This is a genomic window from Allobosea sp. GW821-FHT10B12 (assembly GCF_059415545.1).
In genome coordinates this window covers 448,861-468,187 of record NZ_JBWKNL010000004.1, presented here as the reverse complement: position 1 = coordinate 468,187, position 19,327 = coordinate 448,861, and the positions used below count along the sequence as shown (strand labels likewise).

Below are 19,327 nucleotides of genomic sequence, written 5' to 3'. Positions count from 1 at the left end.
CGGGCATCCCACCGACCCTATGCGCGTGGTCTGGCTCGCTGCGCGCTCAGGCGGCGCAGCAGGCGTGGGCTTTCGGCTGGTCCTCGTATTCGTCGTGGCGCTTGACGAAGCTCAGCGTCGAAGTTTCGTTGCGGCCTTTCGGGGCACGGTCGAGGATCATCAGCGTCGCCAGCATCTCCTCGCCGCCGCGGGCATAACCCGAATAGGTGTGGAAGACCTCGCCGTTCTCGTCGCGGATGAAGGAGCTGAGGCCGGGCAATTCGTCAAAGGCCTGCTCCGACGGCGTGCGGGTGAAATTGTAGAGCACCGCGCCCTCTGCGAGCTCCTCCTTGGTGAAGGAAGCCTGATAGTCGAAGTTGAAATCGCTGCCGAAGGACGAGACCCAGGGGATGGTCCAGCCCATGCGCGCCTTGTAGGCCTCGATCTTGGCGAGCGGTGCGCGCGAGACCATGTCCAGCGTGACGTCGTGATTGTTGAGATGCGCCAGCGTGCCGCCGAGATGATCGGCCATGAAGGAGCAGCCTGGGCAGCCTGCCTCCCAGTCCGGCCCGAACATGAAGTGGTAGACCACGAGCTGACTGCGACCGTCGAACAGTTCGGCGAGCGTCTTCCTGCCCGAAGGTGTGTCGAACACATAGTCCTTGTCGACCTTGACCCAGGGCAGAGCCAGCCGCTCGGCATTGATCTCGTCGCGCAGCCGGGTGAATTCCTTCTCGCGGCTGAGCAGGGCCTTGCGCGCCTCAAGCCATTCGGATCGGGGAACCACATGATGCTCCATCATCGCCTCCTTGCAGCCCTCAGCCGTTCAGCCTAATCTTGTTGCGTTGATATCAACATATCTGAACGATGTCAAAATCACCGGAAGCCCCACTCGAAGCCCTCGTTCCTTTCGCCACCACGCTGCATGTGCGCGACCATTGCCTGTGCCTGCATGTCCAGCGGGCGGCGCGCTCGCTGGCGCGATTGTTCGACGAGGCGTTGCGCCCGGTCGATCTCACCAATCAGCAATTCTCCCTCCTGATGTCGCTGAACCGGCCGGAACCACCGCCGATCGGCCCGGTCGCCAGCCTGCTCGGCATGGACCGGACGACGCTGACCGCAGCGCTGAAGCCGCTGGAGCGCCGCGGCCTCGTCGTCGTGACTGCCGGCGAGAAGGACCGCCGCAGCCGGCTCCTGGCAATTACGCCGGAGGGAATTGCCCTGCTGGCGAAGGCCATGCCGATCTGGCAGCGCACGCATGACGAGGTCGATGACCGCCTGACTGACATCGAGCCGGCCAGGCTGAGGCAGGCGCTCCAGGCCGTGTCATAGCCGCGCCACATCGCCCCGGCCCATTGGCCATGCATCCAACAGACGGTGCCGACCCAAGGAGCACGCAATGCCCCAGATGATCTTCGTCAACCTGCCGGTGAAGGACCTCAAGAAGTCGATGGCCTTCTTCGAGGCGCTCGGCTTCTCCTTCAACCCGCAATTCACGGATGACACCGCCGCCTGCATGGTGATCAGCGACACGATCTTCGCGATGCTGCTGACCCATGAGAAATTCGCCGGCTTCTCGCCGAAGCCGATCGCCGACACCAGCCAGTCGCTCGAAGTCCTGACCGCGCTCTCGCGTGACAGCCGCGAGGCGGTCGATGCGATCGTCTCAGCCGCGCTCGCCGCCGGCGGCACGACCTTCAGCGAGCCGAAGGATTACGGCTTCATGTACGCCCACGGCTTCCAGGACCTCGACGGCCATGTCTGGGAGGTGATGTGGATGGACGAGAGCGCGACGCAGCAATAGCCCGTGGGGCGAGGCTCATCAAAAAATTCGGGGGCGCGGCATTGCTGCCGCGCCCCTTTTGCGCTTTTGAGCCGGGAGGAGGGGGCTCAGCTGCGCTTGGGCGGAGACGCTGGCCAGCTCTTGATCAGCGTGTCGTAGTCGATCGTCTCGCCCTTCGGCTTCTCATTGGCGAGCTTGCGCTGTGGTGCGAGCGTGCCGGCCTTCTCGGCCTTGGCAAACCACTCTTCCGCCGTGGTGCGCGGGTTGAGCTTCGGTCCGCAATCACCCTGCACGCCGGAGCGCTCGAGCCGCTCCATCACCGAGTCCTGCGCCGCGGCGAGGGCATCCATCGCCGCCTGCGGCGTCTTGGCGCCGGAGGAGGCGTCGCCGATGTTCTGCCACCAGAGCTGGGCGAGGCGCGGATAGTCCGGGACGTTGTTGCCGGTCGGGGTCCACTGCACGCGCGCCGGCGAGCGGTAGAACTCGATCAGCCCGCCGAGCTGCGGAGCGCGCTCGGTGAAGCTCTTGTCCCAGATGTCGCTCTCGCGGATGAAGGTCAGGCCGACATGGCTCTTCTTCAGGCTGACCGTCTTGGAGACGATGAACTGCAGATAGAGCCAGGCCGCCTTGCGGCGCTCGACCGGGGTCGAGTTCAGCAGGGTCGCCGAACCGGCGTCCTGGTAGCCGAGCTTCATCCCGTCCTTCCAGTAGGACCCCTTGGGCGAGGGCGCCATCCGCCATTTCGGCTTGCCGTCGGCGCTCATTACCGGCAGGCCAGGCTTGACCATGTCGGCGGTGAAGGCGGTGTACCAGAAGATCTGCTGGGCGATGGAGCCCTGCGCCGGCACCGGGCCGGACTCGCCGAAGGTCATGCCCTGCGCCTGCGGCGGGGCGTATTTCTTCAGCCAGTCGACATATTTGGTGATCGAGTAGACCGCCGCCGGGCCATTGGTGTCGCCGCCGCGCTCGACCGAGGAGCCGACCGGGCGGCAGCCCTCCATGCGGATGCCCCATTCGTCGACCGGCAGGCCGTTCGGGATGCCCTTGTCGCCATTGCCGGCCATGGAGAGCCAGGCGTCGGTGAAGCGCCAGCCGAGCGAGGGGTCTTTCTTGCCATAGTCCATATGGCCGAAGACCTTGGTGCCGTCGATCTCCTTGACGTCGTTGGTGAAGAACTCGGCGATGTCCTCATAGGCCGACCAGTTCACGGGAACGCCGAGATCGTAGCCGTATTTGGCCTTGAACTTCTCCTTGAGGTCGGCGCGCTGGAACCAGTCGTAGCGGAACCAGTAGAGGTTCGCGAACTGCTGCACCGGCAGCTGGTAGAGCTTGCCGTCCGGCCCTGTGCCGAAGGACTTGCCGATGAAGTCGTCGATATCGAGGCCGGGATTGGTGACGTCTTTGCCCGGCCCCGCCATCCAGTCGGTCAGATTGGTTGCCTGCTTGTAGCGGAAATGCGTGCCGATCAGGTCGGAATCGTTGATCCAGCCGTCATAGATGTTCTTGCCGGACTGCATCTGCGTCTGGATCTTCTCGACCACGTCGCCTTCCTGGATCAGGTCGTGCGTCAGCTTGATGCCGGTGATCTCGCTGAACGCCTTGGCCAGGGTCTTGGCCTCGTATTCATGCGTGGTGATCGTCTCCGAGACGATGTTGATCTCCATGCCGGCGAAGGGCTTCGCCGCATTGATGAACCATTCCATCTCCTTCTGCTGCTCCTCCTTGGAGAGCGTCGAGGGCTGGAACTCGCTGTCGATCCATTTGCGCGCCTCCTCGGGGCCGGCGAGGGCCGGTCCGGCAGCGGCGACCAGCGCGAACAGGCTGGCGCTGGCGAGGCAAGAGAGATTCGTCTTGAGCGTCGTCATCGTTGTCCTCCGATGTTCCCTTTGGAATGCCGCCCGTTCTCCGGGTTCGGTCGTTTCTTGTTGTTGGGCTCGAGCCCTTCTCAGACGAAGCGGAACACCGCCGCGGCATAGAGGAGCGCGAGGCCGGAAGCCCACCACAGCGGCTGGCCGACGATCCCGAGCCAGGCCAGGTGAATGAAGGCGCTGCCGAGCAGCGAGATGAAGAGCCGGTCGCCGCGCGTGGTGGCGATGCCAAGCACGCCGACCCGCTCGGTTTCGGGCCGGAAGATCGCGAGCAGGGTCAGGATCAGAAGCAGGCTGGCGATGCCGGCGAAGAAGACGCCGGTCTGCCAGGTCCAGGCCATCCAGGCGAGTTCCATCACACCCTCCCCAGGGCGAAGCCCTTGGCGATGTAGTTGCGGACGAACCAGATCACGAGCGCGCCGGGGATCAGCGTCAGCACGCCCGCGGCGGCGAGCACGCCCCAGTCCATGCCGGCGGCCGAGACCGTGCGGGTCATGGTCGCGGCGATCGGCTTGGCGCTGACGCTGGTCAGCGTGCGCGCCAGCAGAAGCTCGACCCAGGAGAACATGAAGCAGAAGAAGGCGGCGACGCCGATGCCCGAGGCGATCAGCGGCATGAAGATCTTCACGAAGAAGCGCGGGAAGGAATAGCCGTCAATCGCCGCGGTCTCGTCGATCTCGCGCGGCACGCCGGACATGAAGCCTTCGAGGATCCAGACCGCCAGCGGCACGTTGAACAGGCAATGGGCGAGAGCCACCGCGAGCGGCGTGTCGAACAGGCCGATCGCCGAATAGAGGTTGAAGAAGGGCAGCGCGAACACCGCCGGCGGCGCCATCCGGTTCGAGAGCAGCCAGAAGAACAGGTGCTTGTCGCCGAGGAAGCGGTAGCGCGAGAAGGCGTAGGCTGCCGGCAGCGCGAAGGCGAGCGAGAGCAGGGTGTTCAGCGCCACATATTGCAGCGAGTTGATGTAGCCGTTGTACCAGCTCGGATCGGTGAAGATCTTGGTGTAGTTGTCGAAGGTGAAGGTCCGAGGCCAGAGCGTCAGCGCGTTGGTGATCTCGGTGTTGGTCTTGAAGCTCATGTTGACGAGCCAATAGATCGGCAACATCAGTGCGGTCAGATAAAGCGAGAGGATCAGCCGGCCGCCGCGCATCAGCCCCTCCCTGCTTCAGAGTCGGCCCGCGCATCGGCGGTGGTCATCACCGTGTAGAACACCCAGCAGACCGCGAGGATGATCAGGTTGTAGACGATCGAGAGCGCCGCGGCCTTGCCGAGGTCGAACTGGCCGAGCGCGAGCTTCACCAGTTCGATCGAGAGGAAGGTCGTCGAATTGCCGGGGCCGCCGCCGGTGACGACGAAGGGTTCGGTGTAGATCATGAACGAGTCCATGAAGCGCAGCAGCACGGCGATCAGAAGCACGCGGTTCATCTTCGGCAGCTGGATGGTGCGGAACACGGCCCAGCGCGAGGCGCCGTCGATGCGCGCCGCCTGGTAATAGGCGTCGGGGATCGACTTCAGGCCGGCATAGCAGAGCAGCGCGACCAGCGAGGTCCAGTGCCAGACATCCATCACGACGATGGTGAACCAGGCCGCGACCGGGTCGGAGACGTAGTTGTAGCGGATGCCGAGGCCGTTCACCGCCGCACCGAACAGGCCGATGTCGCCGCGCGCGAAGATCTGCCAGATCGTGCCGACCACGTTCCACGGAATCAGCAGCGGCAGCGCCATCAGCACCAGCGTCGCCGAGACCGTCCAGCCCTGGCGCGGCATCGACAATGCGACGAGGATGCCGAGCGGGATCTCGATGGCCAAAATGATCGCGGAGAAGGCGAGGTTGCGCCAGAGCGAGTCGTAGAAGCGCGAGCCGAGATCGCTCTTGGGATCGAGCAATTCGGCGAACCAGCCGACGCCGTTCCAGAAGAACTGGTTGTTGCCGAAGGAATCCTGGACGGAATAGTTCACCACCGTCATCAGCGGGATCACTGCCGAGAAGGCGACGATCAGCAACACCGGCAGGACGAGCAGCCAGGCCTTCTGGTTGACCGGCTTCATGGCTGGCCTCCCGGAAGCGCTTGCCCCTTCACCAGATGGCCGTCGCTGTAGATGTGGATCTGGCCGGCCTGCAGCGAAAGCGCCGCCTGATCGCCGTCGAAGCTGACGCCTTCCGGCACGCTCGCGGCGAGCTTCAGGCCATCGAGCTCGACCCGGGCGATGCGGGCGCGGCCGATATCGTCGATCCTGCTGATCCTGACCGGCAGGCCGGCGCCGCGCGGGGAAAGCACCGCATATTCCGGCCGGATGCCGAGCTCGATCTTGCCGGAGAGTGCAGGGTAGTGCCGCGCCAGCGCGATCTCCTGCCCGGCAAGGCTCGCCTGTGCGCCTTCGACCTTGCAGGGCAGCACGTTCATGCCGGGTGAGCCGATGAAATGGCCGACGAAGGTGTGGGCCGGATGCTGGAACAGTTCCGCCGGCGTACCGGTCTGCACCACCCCGCCATCATGCATCACCACCACCGTATCGGCGAAGGTCAGCGCCTCCGTCTGGTCATGGGTGACGTAGATCATGGTGAGGTCGAGCTTGCGGTGCAGCTCTTTCAGCATCGAGCGCAACTGCCATTTCAGATGCGGGTCGATGACTGTCAGCGGCTCGTCGAACAGGATCGCGGCGACGTCGGGCCGCACCAATCCGCGCCCGAGCGAGATCTTCTGCTTGGCATCGGCGCCGAGCCGGCTCGCCTTGCGATCGAGCGCCGAGGTCAGATCGAGCAGGCCGGCGATCTCGGCGACGCGGGCGTCGATCTGCGCCTTTGGGACGCCGCGGTTCTTCAGGGGGAAGGCGAGGTTCTCGCGCACCGTCATCGTGTCGTAGACGACCGGAAACTGGAAGACCTGGGCGATGTTGCGCGCTTCGGTCGGCAGCTGCGTCACATCCTTGTCGTCGAACAGGATGCGCCCGCGCGTCGGCACGACGAGGCCGGAGATGATGTTGAGCAGCGTGGTCTTGCCGCAGCCGGAAGGGCCGAGCAGCGCATAGGCGCCGCCCTGGCGCCAGACATGGTCGACCTCGCGCAGGGCGTAGTCCTGCGGCCCCTGCGGGTCACTCTTGTAGGAATGGGCCAGCTTGTCGAGCGTGATCTGGGCCATCTTACGCCGCCTTTGCCGGAGCGGCGACCGCGAGCGCGCCGCCCGCGTCGAACAGGAAGATGCGGGCAGGATCGAGCCAGGCGGTCACGGTCGCGCCCGGCTCCAATCGTCGCACGCCCGGCACAAGTGCGATCAGGCGGTGCGCGCCGACATCGAGATGGACGAAGGATTCCGAGCCGGTGATCTCGGAGACGGAGACGCTCGCCTGCAGCTCGATCGCAGGAGCGGGAAGCGCGTCGAGCGCGAGATGATGGGCGCGGAAGCCGATCGAATAGGCGCCATCGGGGACGCTGGCGAAGGCGCCAGTGGCTGGAATACTCTGGCCGGTCGAGAGCCGGACCTCACCGCCCTGCTTGGTGCCTGCCAGCGTGTTGAGCGGCGGGTCGGAGAAAACCTGCGCGGTGACGAGGTCATGCGGCTGGCGATAGACCTGCGCGGTCGGGCCGAACTGTGTCACCCGGCCCTGGAATAGTGTCGCGGTATTGCCGCCGAGCAGCAGCGCCTCGCTCGGCTCGGTGGTGGCGTAGACGAAGATCGCGCCGGATTCGGCGAAGATGCGCGGCAATTCCTCGCGCAGTTCCTCGCGCAATTTGTAGTCGAGATTGGCGAGCGGCTCGTCGAGCAGCACGAGCTCGGCGCGCTTGACCAGCGCGCGGGCGATCGCGGTGCGCTGCTGCTGACCGCCGGAGAGTTCGAGCGGCTTGCGCTGGAGATAGGGCTCGAGCCGCAGCAGCGCCGCGGCGCTCTTCACGCGGCTCTCGATCTCGCTCGCCGGCAGGCCGGCCACGCGTAAGGGAGAGGCGATGTTCTCGTAGACCGAGAGCGCGGGGTAATTGATGAACTGCTGGTAGACCATCGCGACATTGCGCTTCTGCACCGGCAGTCCGGTGACGTCGCGGCCTTCGATCAGCACCTTGCCGCTGCTCGGGGCATCGAGCCCCGCCATCAGGCGCATCAACGAGGTCTTGCCGGCGAGCGTCGCGCCGAGGAGGACGTTGAGCGAGCCCTTCTCCAGTGTCAGCGAGATGTCGCTGAGCAGGGTCTGCGCGCCGCGCGTCAGGCCGATACTGTCCAGCGTCAGGCTCATCCGCGCGCCTCCATCCTGACGGAAGCGGGCGGCGATGCCTTCGCCGCCATGTAGTCGTCGAGCGCCCGGCGCTGCTCGGGCGAGAAGCGCAGGCCGAGCTTGCTGCGCCGGAACAGCGCGTCCTCGGCGCTCACAGCCCATTCCTGGCTCATCAGCCAGTTAACCTCGCGCTCGGTCAGATCGGCGCCGAAGATGCGGCCGAGATCGGCCATCGCCTTGGCGCCTTCGAGCAGGGTTTCCGTGCGGGTGCCATAGGCGCGCGCGAGCCGGCGCGCCAGCTTGCGCTCAAGCCAGGGGCGGGAGGCAGAGATGCGCTCGACCAGTCCCTCGAAGCCCTCGACCGGGAAATCGCCTCCGGGCAGGTGCGCTCCGGCGGTCCAGGCCGGCGCGCGCAGCGCAGGCACTGCCGCGGAGAGCTTCTCGACTGCCGCCTCGGCAAGCCGGCGCGCCGTGGTGATCTTGCCGCCGAAGACAGAGAGCAGTGGCGCCGAGCCGGCCGGCTCGTCCAGCGTCAGCACATAGTCGCGCGTCGCTTCCTGCGCCTTGCTGGCGCCGTCGTCATAGAGCGGGCGCACGCCGGAATAGGTCCAGACCACGTCCTCGCGCTTGATCGGCTTGCGGAAATACTCGCTCGCGGCGGCGCAGAGATAGGCGATCTCGTCATCGCTGGCGGCGACCTTGGCCGGGTCGCCGTCATAGTCCTTGTCGGTGGTGCCGATCAGGGTCAGGTCGCCCTCATAGGGGATGGCGAAGATGATGCGGCCGTCGGCGTTCTGGAAGATATAGCAGCGCTCGTGCTCGAACAGGCGCGGCACCACGATATGGCTACCCTGGACCAGCCGCACGGCGGCCGGCCGGTTGCTGGCGACGATGCCGTTCAGCACATCGGCAACCCAGGGCCCGGCGGCGTTGACGAGCACGCGGGCGCTCGTCTCGGCCCGGACCCCATCAGGCCCCTCGGTCGTGACCACCCAGAGATCGCCTTGGCGGCGGGCGCCGATGACCTTGGTCCGCGGCAGGACCTTGGCGCCATGCTCGGCCGCGTCGCGGGCGTTGAGCACGACGAGCCGGGCATCCTCGACCCAGCAGTCGGAATACTCGAAGGCGCGGTCGAAGCGCGGCTGCAAGGGCTCGCCGGCGGCGTCGCGCTTGAGGTCTAGCGAGCGCGTCGCCGGCAGCAGCTTGCGGCCGCCGAGATGGTCGTAAAGGAAGAGGCCGAGCCGCAGCATCCACCAGGGCCGCAGGCCCGCATGATGCGGCAGCACGAAGCGCAGGGGCCGGATTATGTGCGGCGCAGCGCGCCACATCACTTCGCGCTCAGTCAATGCCTCGCGCACCAGCCGAAATTCGTAATGCTCGAGATAGCGCAGCCCGCCATGGATCAACTTGGTCGAGGCCGAGGAGGTGGCGCTGGCGAGATCCGACTGCTCGAACAGGACGACCGAAGCGCCACGCCCCGCCGCATCGCGCGCAATGCCGCAGCCGTTCACGCCGCCGCCGATGATGGCGATGTCGAACACCGGAGCCGTCACACACTTCCTCCCGCAGGCACTCCTGCGAGCGCCTCTTCAACGCACGGTAGAGCGTGATTTTGTTGCGTGCAACGGCAAAACGAAAGTGAAAGCGAAAATTCTAGGTTTCGTTTTGGCTGTATGCAGCATGCTCGATCAGCGTTTCGGTTTCGACTACCTTTATGCCCTCGCTCTGGCAGAGCTCGCGCAAGGGGGGAGGGTCGAGCCGATCGGTGACGAAGACGTCGACATCGCGCAGATGGCCGATGCGTACCGGGGCGGAGCGCTCGAATTTGGTGCTGTCGGCGACGAGCAGGCATTGCCGGGCGTTCTCGATGATCGCCTGGGAGACGCGGACCTCGCGATAGTCGAAATCGAGCAGCGCTCCCTCCTCGTCGATGGCGGAGGTGCCGACCACGGCATAGTCGACCTTGAACTGGCGGATCAGGTCGACGGCAGCGGCGCCGATCACGCCGCCATCCGAGCGCCGGACCGGGCCGCCGGCGACGATCACCTCGATATTCTGATGCGGGTAGAGCAGAGTCGCGACATGCAGGTTGTTGGTGATGACGAGCAGGCCGTGATGGTCGGATAGCGCACGCGCCACCTCCTCCGTCGTGGTGCCGATATTGATGAAGAGCGAGGCGTCGTTCGGGATCAGCGCCGCCGCAGCCCGGCCGATCGCCGCCTTCTCGTCGCGGGCGATGAAGCGGCGCGCCTCATAGGCGAGGTTCTCGACGCCGGACGCCACCACGGCCCCGCCATGCACCCGTGACATGATGCGTTGATCGCAGAGCTGGTTCAGGTCCTTGCGGATCGTCTGGGCGCTGACCTCGTAGCGCGCCGCGAGGTCCTCGACATTGACGCGTCCCTGCGCCCTGGCCAGCGCCACGATCTCGCGCTGGCGTGGCGTGATGCTCTCCATGTCCGGCTCCTCGTGACGTGGCGCCAAGCTGACCGCGCCGGCGGGTAGCGTCAACCTCAGGCAGTTCGGCGGCTAATCACCTGCGGCACTGTGCCGTGCAGCCATGATGGCAAGGCATGTCAAAAGACATGCGCGTTTGACAGACACTGCGCTAGCGGTCGAACTGTCTCGTCTTCACCCCGACTCGAAGGCCCACCCGTGCCGACACCGTTCGACAAGGATGTCCGCTTCCTGCGCGCCGTGCTGGCTGCGTCGGATGACTGCATCAAGGTCATCAGCCTCGACGGCACGCTCGAATTCATGAGCGAGGGTGGCCAGCGCGTGATGGAGGTCCAGGATTTCGAGGCAATCCGCGGCTGTCCGTGGATGCAGTTCTGGGAGGGCGCGAGCAAGGCTGAGGCCGAAGCGGCGTTGACGGCGGCACGGGCCGGCAACAGCTATCGCTTCCAGGGGCCGGCCAACACCGCCGCCGGCAATCCGCGGTATTGGGATGTGCAGGTCTCGCCGATCCTCGCGCCGGACGGCAAGCCCGAGGCGATTCTCTCGGTTTCGCGCGACATCACCGAGCTGCATGCCGGCGAGGAGCGCTATCGCTTGCTGGCGGGCGAGTTGAACCATCGCATCAAGAACCTGCTCGCGATGGTCTCGGGGATCGTCAACCAGTCGCTGCGCGGCTCCAACGAGCCGCTAGACATCGTGAAGCGCCGCCTCTCCGACCGGTTGCAGGCGCTTGCGGCGGCGCAGGACGTGCTGATGATGGCGAGCCGCCACGGCGCCGATCTCCGGCAACTGGTCGAGGTCGTGCTGTCGCCACACCGCTCCGGCGAGCGCCTCGCAGTCGACGGTCCTTCGGTGACGCTCTCGTCGAAGTGCGCGCTGGCAATGGCACTCGCTTTGCACGAACTCGGCACCAATGCAGTGAAATACGGCGCGCTTTCGCAGGATGGCGGCCATGTCGACGTCTCCTGGAGCAACCAGGGCGGCGAGTTCCATTTCCGCTGGCAGGAAAGTGGCGGGCCGCCGGTGACGGCGCCGCAGCGGCGCGGCTTCGGCTCGCAGATGATCGAGAAGGTGCTCGGCAGCTATCTCGGCGGCACGGCGCAGCTCGATTTCGCGCCTGATGGCATCACGCTCGTCCTCGACGCGCCAACGGCGGCGCTGGCGGAGGGCTAGCAGCCGGCGGCCGACCTCTGTATGGCGGCACGAAACCGGCTAATCTCGCCGGCAGGTTCCGGCAGGAGATCGATACGCCGATGGTGAGGAGCTCGCGCCGCGCTGCCATCCTCATAGCGGGCCTTATCGCGTTCGGGCTCGCCTGCGCCGCCTATTCGCTGAACCGGCGCAGCCATGACGCCGCTGCGCTGGAGGAGGCCGGGCGCACGCTGCACCGCCTGATCTCGCAGCGGGTCGACCAGCACGACGCCCACCTGACCAGCCTGTCGGCGCTGGTTCAGGCGGCCGAGCCGGCGCCGGTTGCGACGGTCGAGCAGGTGGCGGCCAGCATCGTCCGCTTCTATCCGCGCATTGTCGGCATCGACGTCGTTGATCTCGCATTGAGCCCGCCGCGTTCACTGCTCGACGCCGCCGATCCCGCTGTCGTCGCGGAGGAGGCCCGGCAGGCGGTCGGGTCGACCCTGCGCACGCGCGCGCTCGACGGCGGCAAGCTGCTTCTGGTCAAACGCGCGCTTACCGACGGCGTCGGCCATTATGCACTCGCCCTCGTCATCGACATGGCCCGACTCTCGGCGAGCGATACGCCTCTGCCGGACGGAACGCAGGCTCAACTACGGCTGATCGAGCAAGGTCGCGCGGCCGGCGAGTCGGCGAGCGCCTTCAGCGCCGATATCGCCAGCCGCACCCAACCCTTACGCCTGACTCTGACGACGAGTGCGCCGGACTGGCCCCTGCCGCCACCGGGATTCCTGGCGCTGGCGGGTGTACTCGTCGCCCTAGCAGGACTTCTGATCGACCGCCTGCTCGAAGCCCGCAGCGCTGCGCGTGAGGCGGCGCGAAAGGCCGTGCTCGCCGAGCAGGATGCGCGCCTCGCCCATGCCGGGCGCGTCAATGCGATGGGCGAACTCGCCTCCGGCATCGCCCATGAATTGACCCAGCCTTTGACCGCGATCCTCGGCCAGGCCCAGGCCGGGAGACGCCTACTCACGCAGCCGGAGCCGGATCAGGCGGTGCTCGCCGGCGCTTTCGAGGCAATCGCGCGCAATGCCCGCCGCGCCGGCGATATTCTGGGACGGCTGCGCGCCTGGATCAGCAAATCCGAGCCGGCCATCGAGACGGTCGATCTGACCGAGCTCGCCGGCGAGGTCGTCCACCTCCTTGCGGCGAACGCTCAGAGTGCCGGCGCGACATTGCAGGTCGGCGGCGACGGCAGCCGGCCGCTGGTGCGGGCCGATCGCGTCCAGCTCGAACAGGTCGTCTTCAACCTCGCCCGCAACGGGCTGGAGGCGGTCGAAGGCCGCGATGGCGAGCGCAACGTGACGATCGAGCTCGGCACGCAAGGGAGCGACGCCGTGCTCGCGGTCCGCGACAGCGGGCCCGGCCTGTCGCCGGAGGCGCATGCACGCCTGTTCGAACCCTTCTTCACCACCAAGCCGGCCGGCCTTGGTCTCGGCCTCGCCCTCTGCGTTCGGTTGGTCGAGCGCTTCGACGGAACGCTCGCTGCCGAGAACGCCGCGGAGGGCGGCGCGGTCTTCAGCGTCCGCCTGCCGCGCATCGCCGATCAGGCCCGGCGGGAGGCGGCCGAATGAGCCGGCAGCTCGTCCATTTGATCGACGACGACTGGGAGGTGCGCGAGGCGCTGAGCTTCCTGCTGCGCACCATCGGGCTCGAGGTCCAGCCGCATGCCGACGGCGCCGCCTTCCTGGAGGTGCTGCCGGGCTTGCGGCCGGGCTGCATCGTCACCGATATCCGCATGCCGCGCCTGACCGGGCTGAAGCTCCAGGAAAGGCTCGCAGCCGCCCGTTGCCGCTGGCCGGTCGTGGTCATCACCGGCCATGGCGATGTCGAGGCCTGCCGCGCCGCCTTCCGCAACGGCGCCGCCGATTTCCTGACCAAGCCGGTCGACGAGCAGGTGCTGATCGACACCGTCCAGGCGGCGCTGGCGACGCTCGACGGCATGCTCGCCGCCGAAAGCGGCAGCGCGTCATCGCGCGAGCGGCTCGGCCGCCTGTCGCAGCGCGAGGCCGAGATCCTCTCTCTGATCGCCGAGGGACGCTCGACCAAGGAGATCGCCCGGGCGCTTACGATCTCGCCGCGCACCGTCGACACGCACCGCGCCCATATCGCCGAGAAGCTGGAGACGACCTCGGTCGCGGAGATGGTCCGGCTGCACCTCGTCGGAGTCGATCGGTAGAACTACGTAGGCTTTGCGCGGATCGCCCGGATGCACGCGCCAAGCCGGGTTCGGCATCATCCCCTCACACCATTCCGGTGGTCACCAGAGGGATTGCCATGTCGTTCGCCCGCCTCGCCATCATGTCCGCCGCCATCGCCCTGCCGACGCTCGCCCAGGCTCAGGTTGCCCAGGTCCGCGCTCTGCCGACCGCGCTCGCCGTAGAGCTCGCCCAGGCGACCGTCGCCGCCTGCGCCGCCAAGAACTTCAACGTCGCCGCGACCGTGGTCGACCGTGGCGGCGTCGTGCTCACCACCATCCGCGCCGACCGCGCCGGCCCGCACACCATCGACGCCAGCCGCGCCAAGGCCTTCACCTCGGTGTCCGCCAAGAACAACACCGGCGCCATGGCGGAAGCTGCAGCCAACAATGCCGGCGCGCGCAACCTCGTCCATATCCAGGGCTTCCTGCTGCTCGGCGGCGGCGTGCCGGTGAAGGTCGGTGACGAGGTCATCGCCGCGGTCGGCGTCGGCGGCGCTCCCGGCGGCCATCTCGACGAGGAATGCGCCAATGCCGGCCTGCAGGCGATCGCCGCCAAGCTGAAGTGACCGGTCTTCAGTAAGGGGGCATCAGGGCCGTTGCCGCAAGGCAGCGGCCCTGATCGTCTCAGGCGGCAGGCTCCGCCGTTACCGCTCGCGTTGCCTCGTTCGGCATCGCCTTCAGCGTCGCGGCCCAGAACGCGAGCGCGACTGCTGCGATCACCGCGCCGAGCAGGCTCACGCCGGTCCAGCCGGCATGCGCATAGACCAGCGTCGAGCTCGACGAGCCCAGCGCGCTGCCGATCGAATAGAACACCATGTATCCGGCTGTCAGCCGACTCTGCGCCTCCGGCCGGACGCGGTAGATCATCGCCTGGTTGGTGACGTGCACCGCCTGCAGGCCGAAATCGAGGATCAGCACGCCGGCGATCAGGAAGAGGATCGATTGCGGCAAGAGCCCGATTGGCAGCCAGGCGGCGAGCATCAGCGTGAGCGCGATCCCGGTGAGGCGCTGGCCATGGCCGCGATCGGTCCAGGCACCGGCCCGCGTCGCGCCGAGCGCGCCCGCTGCCCCGGCGAGGCCGAACAGGCCGATCGCCGTATGCGATAGCGAGAAGGGCGGGGCTGCGAGCGGCAGCACCAGGGGCGTCAGCAGCGTGGTGACATCGGCGAAGATCAGCATGGCGATCACCGCCCGGATGCGCAGCACCTTCTCATCGCGGAACAGGGTGAAGAGCGAGCCGATCAGCCGTGGATAAGACAACGTCGACGGCTGCTTGTGTTCGGGCGGCAGGGCCCTGAACAGGACGATGGCGATGACCAGCGTCGCTCCTGCCGAGAGCAGATAGACCGCCCGCCAGCCCGAGAGATCGGCCATCGCGCCGGCGATGGCGCGTGCCAGCAGGATGCCGAGCACGATCCCGCTTGTCACTGTGCCGACGACCTGGCCGCGCTCTTCCGGCCGCGCCAGGCTCGCCGCATAGGCGACGAAGGCCTGCGTCACCACGGCGAGGAAGCCCATCGCCGCCATTGCGGCCAACAGCATCGCGCCCGAGACCGAGACAGCGACGCAGATCAGCGCGGCGACCGAGAGCAGCGATTGCAGCACGACGAGCTTGCGGCGGTCGACGAGATCGCCGAGCGGCACCAAAAAAATCAGCCCGAGCCCGTAGCCGAGCTGCGTCGCCCCGACGACCAGGCCGACCGTCGCCCGCGACAGCCCGAGGTCGTCGGCGATGATGTCGAGCAGCGGATGGGCGAAATAGGCGTTGGCGACAGCAAGCCCGCTCGCCACCGCGAAGAGCAGGATCATGCCGGCTGAAAGCCGCGCTGTCGGAGGAGGCGATGGGCGTGCGTCAGCGCTCGCGGCGCCGGCTGGCGCCGCCTCAGGATCCAGTCGCATGGGCAGGTCTCCGCTAGATAAGTTTCATAATAAAACTTATTGCGGTGTAACCTCGTCAGTTTTATCTTGCAACCGAAAGCCGATCACGGAGACTTGAGGAGAACGCGGAAACGATGGTCAAGCGGCGCAGCCTCGTCAGCGACTATTGCCCGAGCGCCCGCGCGCTCGACGCGATCGGCGACTGGTGGTCGCTGCTGATCGTGCGCGACGCCTTCGACGGCATGACCCGCTTCGGCGAGTTCCAGAAGAGCCTCGGCATCGCCCGCAATATCCTCTCCGAGCGCCTGCGTACGCTGACCGCGCGCGGCATCCTCGAATCCGTCCCGGCTGCGGCTGGTGGAATCAGGCAGGAATACCGGCTGACCGCCAAGGGCCGCGACCTCTTTCCGGTGATGGTGGCGCTGAGGCAATGGGGCGAGCAGCACTTGTTCGGGCCGGGCGAGCGGCATTCCTCGCTGATCGAGCGCGACAGCGGCCGCAAGGTTACGCTGACCGTGCAGACCGAGGACGGCCGGCCGATCGACGCCGATGGCGCGATGATCCTGAAGGTTCCGGAGACGGGCGCTTAAGGGCTAATCGAGCGAGGCCGGCTCCGCCTTGGGCAGCTTGGCGTGATAGAGCAGCTTCCAGGCATCGGCACCGAGCGCAAAGCCCTTGCATTTGAGGTCGGCGAGCTGGCGGCCATCGCGTACGACGCGAATGCCGTCGCGCTCGCCCTGCCCTTTCACGATGATCGAATAGAGCGTGTAACGCGTATCGCCGCGGCTGAAGCGGACGATGTCGCCGGCAAAGCCGGCGTCGCCGATGACGGCCGTGCTGAAGGCCTGGTCCGGCGGCACCGGAACTTCCGGATGGGTCAATTCGACCGCGCCCTTGCGGCCGAAGCGATAGGTCAGCCTGCCCTGGCCCGGCCCGATGTCGCTGGAGGCGCAGAGCGAGGCGATCTTGCCGCCGATCGCACAGGAGAAGATTGCCGTCTCGCCCGGTTGGCACAGAGAGGGCCGCGTGTCGGCCGCGGCTGGCCCACAGGCGAGAGTGGCGACAATGGCGGCCAGGCAGCGCAGCTTCGTCATTTCAGCCAAAGTCTCAGCGGGATCTTTCCGGCCTTGCCGCAATCGGCGAAGGCGACGCCGTCCTCGGACAAGGTGCCGGACACCGCGCAGTTGTCCTCGCCGATCACCAGCATCGCGGCATAGCGCTGCCCATCGCGCCGCAGGTTGAGCGTGCCGGATTTCTCCGCCACCTCGCCCGGCCCGCACAAAGCGAGATGTTTCAGGCTGATCGGCCCGGCGAAATCCCGCTTGCGCTTGGAGACGGCCGGTTCCGCCTCGGCGAGCGTCGCCGTCACCGCCCATTCACTGGCATAGCCGTAGCGGCCGGTGAGCTCGAGCGCCTCGGCCGTCATCGGCATTGCGAACAGAGGCAGGAGCAAATGCGCGCGCATGGACCCTCACTGCAGAGGAAACCATGCTAGCCGCAGTCCGCGACGCGGCCAATGCCGGGCTGCGCTCACTTCGCGCCGGCCCTGCGTTCCCGACTCTGGCGCATAACGGACCCGCGCTCTATCCTTCGACATTCCCCACGCACAGGACGGACATAGTGCCGATGGACAAGCGGGTCGAGACGCCGCCGGCGCAGGCGGCGCTTTCCCATGCCGATATCCGGTCGATCCTGACCGGGACCATGCTCGCCATGTTCCTGGCGGCGCTCGACCAGACCATCGTCGCCACCGCAATGCCGACGATCGGCCGCGAGCTCGGCGACGTCGCGCATCTGCCCTGGGTGGTCACAGCCTATCTGCTCGCCTCGACCGCGGTGACGCCGCTCTACGGCAAGTTCGCCGACATCCACGGTCGGCGCGTCACCATGCTCGGCGGCATCGCGATCTTCGTGGTCGGCTCCGCCGCCTGCGCGCTCGCGCCCTCGCTCTGGCTGCTGGTCGCCGCCCGCTTCGTGCAGGGGCTCGGCGGCGGCGGGCTGATCGCGATGGCGCAGACCATCGTCGGCGACATGGTCCCGCCGCGGGAGCGCGGCAAGTACCAGGTCTATTTCGCCAGCGTCTTCTTCACCTCCTCGCTGCTCGGGCCCGTGCTCGGCGGCCTGATCTCCGAGGCGCTGCACTGGTCGGTGATCTTCTGGATCAATCTGCCGCTCGGGCTCGGCGCCTACTGGATGACCGACAAGGCCCTGCAGCGTCTGCCGCGGCATGAGCGACCGCACAAGCTCGACGTGTTCGGTGCGCTGCTGATGACCAGCGCGACGATGACCCTGCTGCTGGCCCTGTCCTGGGGCGGCACGCATTATCCGTGGAAATCCCCGCAGATCCTCGGCCTCGTCGCCGGCTCGGCCCTGCTCTGGCTCTGCTTCGCCTGGCGCCTGCGCAGCGCCGAAGAGCCGCTGATCCCGCTCACGGTCCTGGCCAATCCGGTCGTCCGCAACGGCACCATCGCCGCCGGCTTCGGCATGGGCACATTCATCGGCCTGACCATCTATCTGCCACTCTATTTCGAGACGGTGGCGGGTCTGTCCGCGGCCAATTCCGGCCTCGGCCTGATTCCGCTGACCTGCGGCACGGTCCTCGGCGCGACCTCGTCCGGACGGGCGATGGGCAAGCTGACGCATTACAAGCGCGTGCCGGTTGCGGGGCTCGTTGTCGCGCTCGCTGGCACGGCGGCGCTGATCGCCTATGGCGACCAGCTGCCGCTCTGGGCGTTCGGGCTGGTGCTGGCCTTCATCAGCGTCGGCTTCGGCACGCTGCTGCCGGTCGCGACCGTCTCGATCCAGAACGCGGTGCCGATGCACCAGCTCGGAACCGCCACGGGCACGGCCAACTTCTTCCGCCAGATCGGCGGGGCGCTGATCGTCGCCATTTTCGGCGCGATCGTGCTCGGTGGCCTCGGCGCCAGCGGCGCCGGTCTCTCGGCCGAGACACTGAAGGCCGGCGGCGTCGACCGCGCGACCATGGTCGGGCTGTTCCGCTATGTCTTCGCCGCGAGCTTTGCCGGATTCGCCTTGGCGCTGCTCTTCCTGATACGCATGCAGGAGCTGCCGCTGCGCGGCGCGGCGCTCGCTGCCGCGAAGGAGGTGGCCGGGGATTGACGGAACGCGCCGGTGCGTCGCGCGTTTGCCGCAAGCCCGTCACAGAGCGGCGGCAACTTGTCTCGTCGCGTCAGAGGAGTGCGCCATGTCCGATCTCGTCGTCATCGTCTATCCGACCGAGGCCAAGGCCGAGGAAATGCGGCAGAAGATCATCGGCCTGCAGAAGGAATATCTGATCCAGATCAGCGACGCCGCGATCGCAGTGATGCACGAGGGCGGCAAGATCAAGCTCAACCAGCTGCTCAACACCACGGCGCTCGGTGCGGCTTCCGGCGGTTTCTGGGGCCTGCTGATCGGCGCGATCTTCCTGATGCCGGTGTTCGGCGCGGCGATCGGCGCGGCGTCCGGCGCGCTCGGCGGGGCGCTCACCGACTACGGCGTCAATGACGGCTTCATGAAGGAGCTCGCCGCCAATCTGCAGCCGGGCAATGCCGCACTCTTCGTGCTGATCCAGAAGATGACCGGCGACAAGGTACTCGAGGCGATCAAGGGCACCGGCGGCGTCGTGCTCAAGACCTCGCTCGACCATTCGCAGGAGCAGGCCCTGCGCGACGCGCTCGCCGCCTCGCCGGCGGCCCAGCGTCAGGAGCTGCCGCCCGCTTCGACCGAGCCGGCGCCGAATCCGATCCCCGGCGCCTGAGGCGA

General features: G+C 67.0%; 21 protein-coding genes. 9 read left to right on the top strand and 12 right to left on the bottom strand.

All coding sequences use genetic code 11. The features are described 5' to 3' along the window. Window positions 1–46: 46 nt before the first annotated feature. Window positions 47–778, bottom strand: coding sequence for a DUF899 domain-containing protein (locus AC07O0_RS16890; protein WP_494624838.1), 732 nt, complete (start codon window positions 776–778; stop codon window positions 47–49). Between the two features lie 68 nt (window positions 779–846). Between AC07O0_RS16890 and AC07O0_RS16885 the strand changes: the two genes are divergently transcribed. Both AC07O0_RS16885 and AC07O0_RS16880 read left to right on the top strand, forming a co-directional pair. Further along, complete coding sequence (locus AC07O0_RS16885) at window positions 847–1,311, top strand: MarR family winged helix-turn-helix transcriptional regulator (protein WP_494624837.1); 465 nt, start codon at window positions 847–849, stop codon at window positions 1,309–1,311. A 67-nt stretch (window positions 1,312–1,378) separates the two neighbouring features. After that, the gene (locus tag AC07O0_RS16880; RefSeq protein ID WP_494624836.1) at window positions 1,379–1,783 is read left to right on the top strand and encodes a VOC family protein; all 405 of its coding nucleotides are present in this window, start codon (window positions 1,379–1,381) and stop codon (window positions 1,781–1,783) included. Between the two features lie 86 nt (window positions 1,784–1,869). On the opposite strand, the gene AC07O0_RS16875 is transcribed toward AC07O0_RS16880, so the two are convergent. From AC07O0_RS16875 to AC07O0_RS16840, 8 genes are all read right to left on the bottom strand, one after another. Then, window positions 1,870–3,627 carry an ABC transporter substrate-binding protein gene (locus AC07O0_RS16875; RefSeq protein ID WP_494624835.1) on the bottom strand — a complete coding sequence of 586 codons (1,758 nt, stop codon included), beginning with the start codon at window positions 3,625–3,627 and terminating at the stop codon, window positions 1,870–1,872. 80 nt (window positions 3,628–3,707) lie between these two features. Continuing rightward, the gene (locus AC07O0_RS16870; protein ID WP_465248172.1) at window positions 3,708–3,986 is read right to left on the bottom strand and encodes a DUF2160 domain-containing protein; all 279 of its coding nucleotides are present in this window, start codon (window positions 3,984–3,986) and stop codon (window positions 3,708–3,710) included. Further along, window positions 3,986–4,783, bottom strand: coding sequence for a carbohydrate ABC transporter permease (locus tag AC07O0_RS16865; RefSeq protein ID WP_494624834.1), 798 nt, complete (start codon window positions 4,781–4,783; stop codon window positions 3,986–3,988). Before AC07O0_RS16865 ends, AC07O0_RS16870 begins: the two co-directional genes overlap by 1 nt. Then, window positions 4,783–5,682: a carbohydrate ABC transporter permease gene (locus tag AC07O0_RS16860; RefSeq protein ID WP_377012682.1), complete on the bottom strand. Its 900-nt coding sequence runs from the start codon at window positions 5,680–5,682 to the stop codon at window positions 4,783–4,785. The genes AC07O0_RS16865 and AC07O0_RS16860 overlap by 1 nt, the downstream gene beginning before the upstream one ends. Beyond that, window positions 5,679–6,773, bottom strand: a complete 1,095-nt coding sequence (locus tag AC07O0_RS16855) for an ABC transporter ATP-binding protein (protein WP_494624833.1) — start codon at window positions 6,771–6,773, stop codon at window positions 5,679–5,681. The genes AC07O0_RS16860 and AC07O0_RS16855 overlap by 4 nt, the downstream gene beginning before the upstream one ends. 1 nt (window position 6,774) lies before the next feature. Then, window positions 6,775–7,860 (bottom strand): ABC transporter ATP-binding protein, encoded by a 1,086-nt coding sequence (locus tag AC07O0_RS16850; protein ID WP_494624832.1) that lies wholly within the window; start codon window positions 7,858–7,860, stop codon window positions 6,775–6,777. Continuing rightward, window positions 7,857–9,392 (bottom strand): glycerol-3-phosphate dehydrogenase, encoded by a 1,536-nt coding sequence (glpD, locus tag AC07O0_RS16845; protein ID WP_494624831.1) that lies wholly within the window; start codon window positions 9,390–9,392, stop codon window positions 7,857–7,859. The genes AC07O0_RS16850 and glpD overlap by 4 nt, the downstream gene beginning before the upstream one ends. Before the next feature lie 100 nt (window positions 9,393–9,492). Then, window positions 9,493–10,296: a DeoR/GlpR family DNA-binding transcription regulator gene (locus AC07O0_RS16840; RefSeq protein ID WP_494624830.1), complete on the bottom strand. Its 804-nt coding sequence runs from the start codon at window positions 10,294–10,296 to the stop codon at window positions 9,493–9,495. A 198-nt stretch (window positions 10,297–10,494) separates the two neighbouring features. Between AC07O0_RS16840 and AC07O0_RS16835 the strand changes: the two genes are divergently transcribed. From AC07O0_RS16835 to AC07O0_RS16820, 4 genes are all read left to right on the top strand, one after another. Then, on the top strand, window positions 10,495–11,469 hold the full coding sequence (locus tag AC07O0_RS16835) for a sensor histidine kinase (protein WP_494624829.1): 975 nt from the start codon (window positions 10,495–10,497) through the stop codon (window positions 11,467–11,469). 80 nt (window positions 11,470–11,549) lie between these two features. Continuing rightward, the gene (locus AC07O0_RS16830) at window positions 11,550–13,058 is read left to right on the top strand and encodes a sensor histidine kinase (protein ID WP_494624828.1); all 1,509 of its coding nucleotides are present in this window, start codon (window positions 11,550–11,552) and stop codon (window positions 13,056–13,058) included. After that, window positions 13,055–13,663 (top strand): response regulator transcription factor, encoded by a 609-nt coding sequence (locus AC07O0_RS16825; RefSeq protein ID WP_494624827.1) that lies wholly within the window; start codon window positions 13,055–13,057, stop codon window positions 13,661–13,663. The genes AC07O0_RS16830 and AC07O0_RS16825 overlap by 4 nt, the downstream gene beginning before the upstream one ends. Before the next feature lie 98 nt (window positions 13,664–13,761). Then, window positions 13,762–14,250 carry a GlcG/HbpS family heme-binding protein gene (locus AC07O0_RS16820; protein ID WP_494624826.1) on the top strand — a complete coding sequence of 163 codons (489 nt, stop codon included), beginning with the start codon at window positions 13,762–13,764 and terminating at the stop codon, window positions 14,248–14,250. A gap of 58 nt (window positions 14,251–14,308) precedes the next feature. Here the strand turns inward: AC07O0_RS16820 and AC07O0_RS16815 are convergent, their stop codons facing one another. Continuing rightward, window positions 14,309–15,583, bottom strand: a complete 1,275-nt coding sequence (locus tag AC07O0_RS16815) for an MFS transporter (RefSeq protein ID WP_494624825.1) — start codon at window positions 15,581–15,583, stop codon at window positions 14,309–14,311. Window positions 15,584–15,696: 113 nt separating this feature from the next. On the opposite strand from AC07O0_RS16815, the gene AC07O0_RS16810 reads away from it, so the two are divergent. Further along, window positions 15,697–16,152, top strand: a complete 456-nt coding sequence (locus AC07O0_RS16810; RefSeq protein WP_494624824.1) for a winged helix-turn-helix transcriptional regulator — start codon at window positions 15,697–15,699, stop codon at window positions 16,150–16,152. Window positions 16,153–16,155: 3 nt separating this feature from the next. Here the strand turns inward: AC07O0_RS16810 and AC07O0_RS16805 are convergent, their stop codons facing one another. Both AC07O0_RS16805 and AC07O0_RS16800 read right to left on the bottom strand, forming a co-directional pair. After that, window positions 16,156–16,656, bottom strand: coding sequence for a hypothetical protein (locus AC07O0_RS16805; protein WP_494624823.1), 501 nt, complete (start codon window positions 16,654–16,656; stop codon window positions 16,156–16,158). Continuing rightward, on the bottom strand, window positions 16,653–17,027 hold the full coding sequence (locus tag AC07O0_RS16800; protein WP_494624822.1) for a hypothetical protein: 375 nt from the start codon (window positions 17,025–17,027) through the stop codon (window positions 16,653–16,655). Before AC07O0_RS16800 ends, AC07O0_RS16805 begins: the two co-directional genes overlap by 4 nt. A 161-nt stretch (window positions 17,028–17,188) precedes the next feature. Here AC07O0_RS16800 and AC07O0_RS16795 point away from each other — a divergent pair, with 161 nt between their 5' ends. Together AC07O0_RS16795 and AC07O0_RS16790 are read left to right on the top strand one after the other, a co-directional pair. Then, window positions 17,189–18,682, top strand: a complete 1,494-nt coding sequence (locus AC07O0_RS16795) for an MDR family MFS transporter (RefSeq protein ID WP_494624821.1) — start codon at window positions 17,189–17,191, stop codon at window positions 18,680–18,682. 85 nt (window positions 18,683–18,767) lie between these two features. Beyond that, entirely contained in the window at window positions 18,768–19,322 is a 555-nt protein-coding gene (locus tag AC07O0_RS16790; protein WP_494624820.1) for a DUF1269 domain-containing protein, read from the top strand. Window positions 19,323–19,327 lie beyond the last annotated feature (5 nt).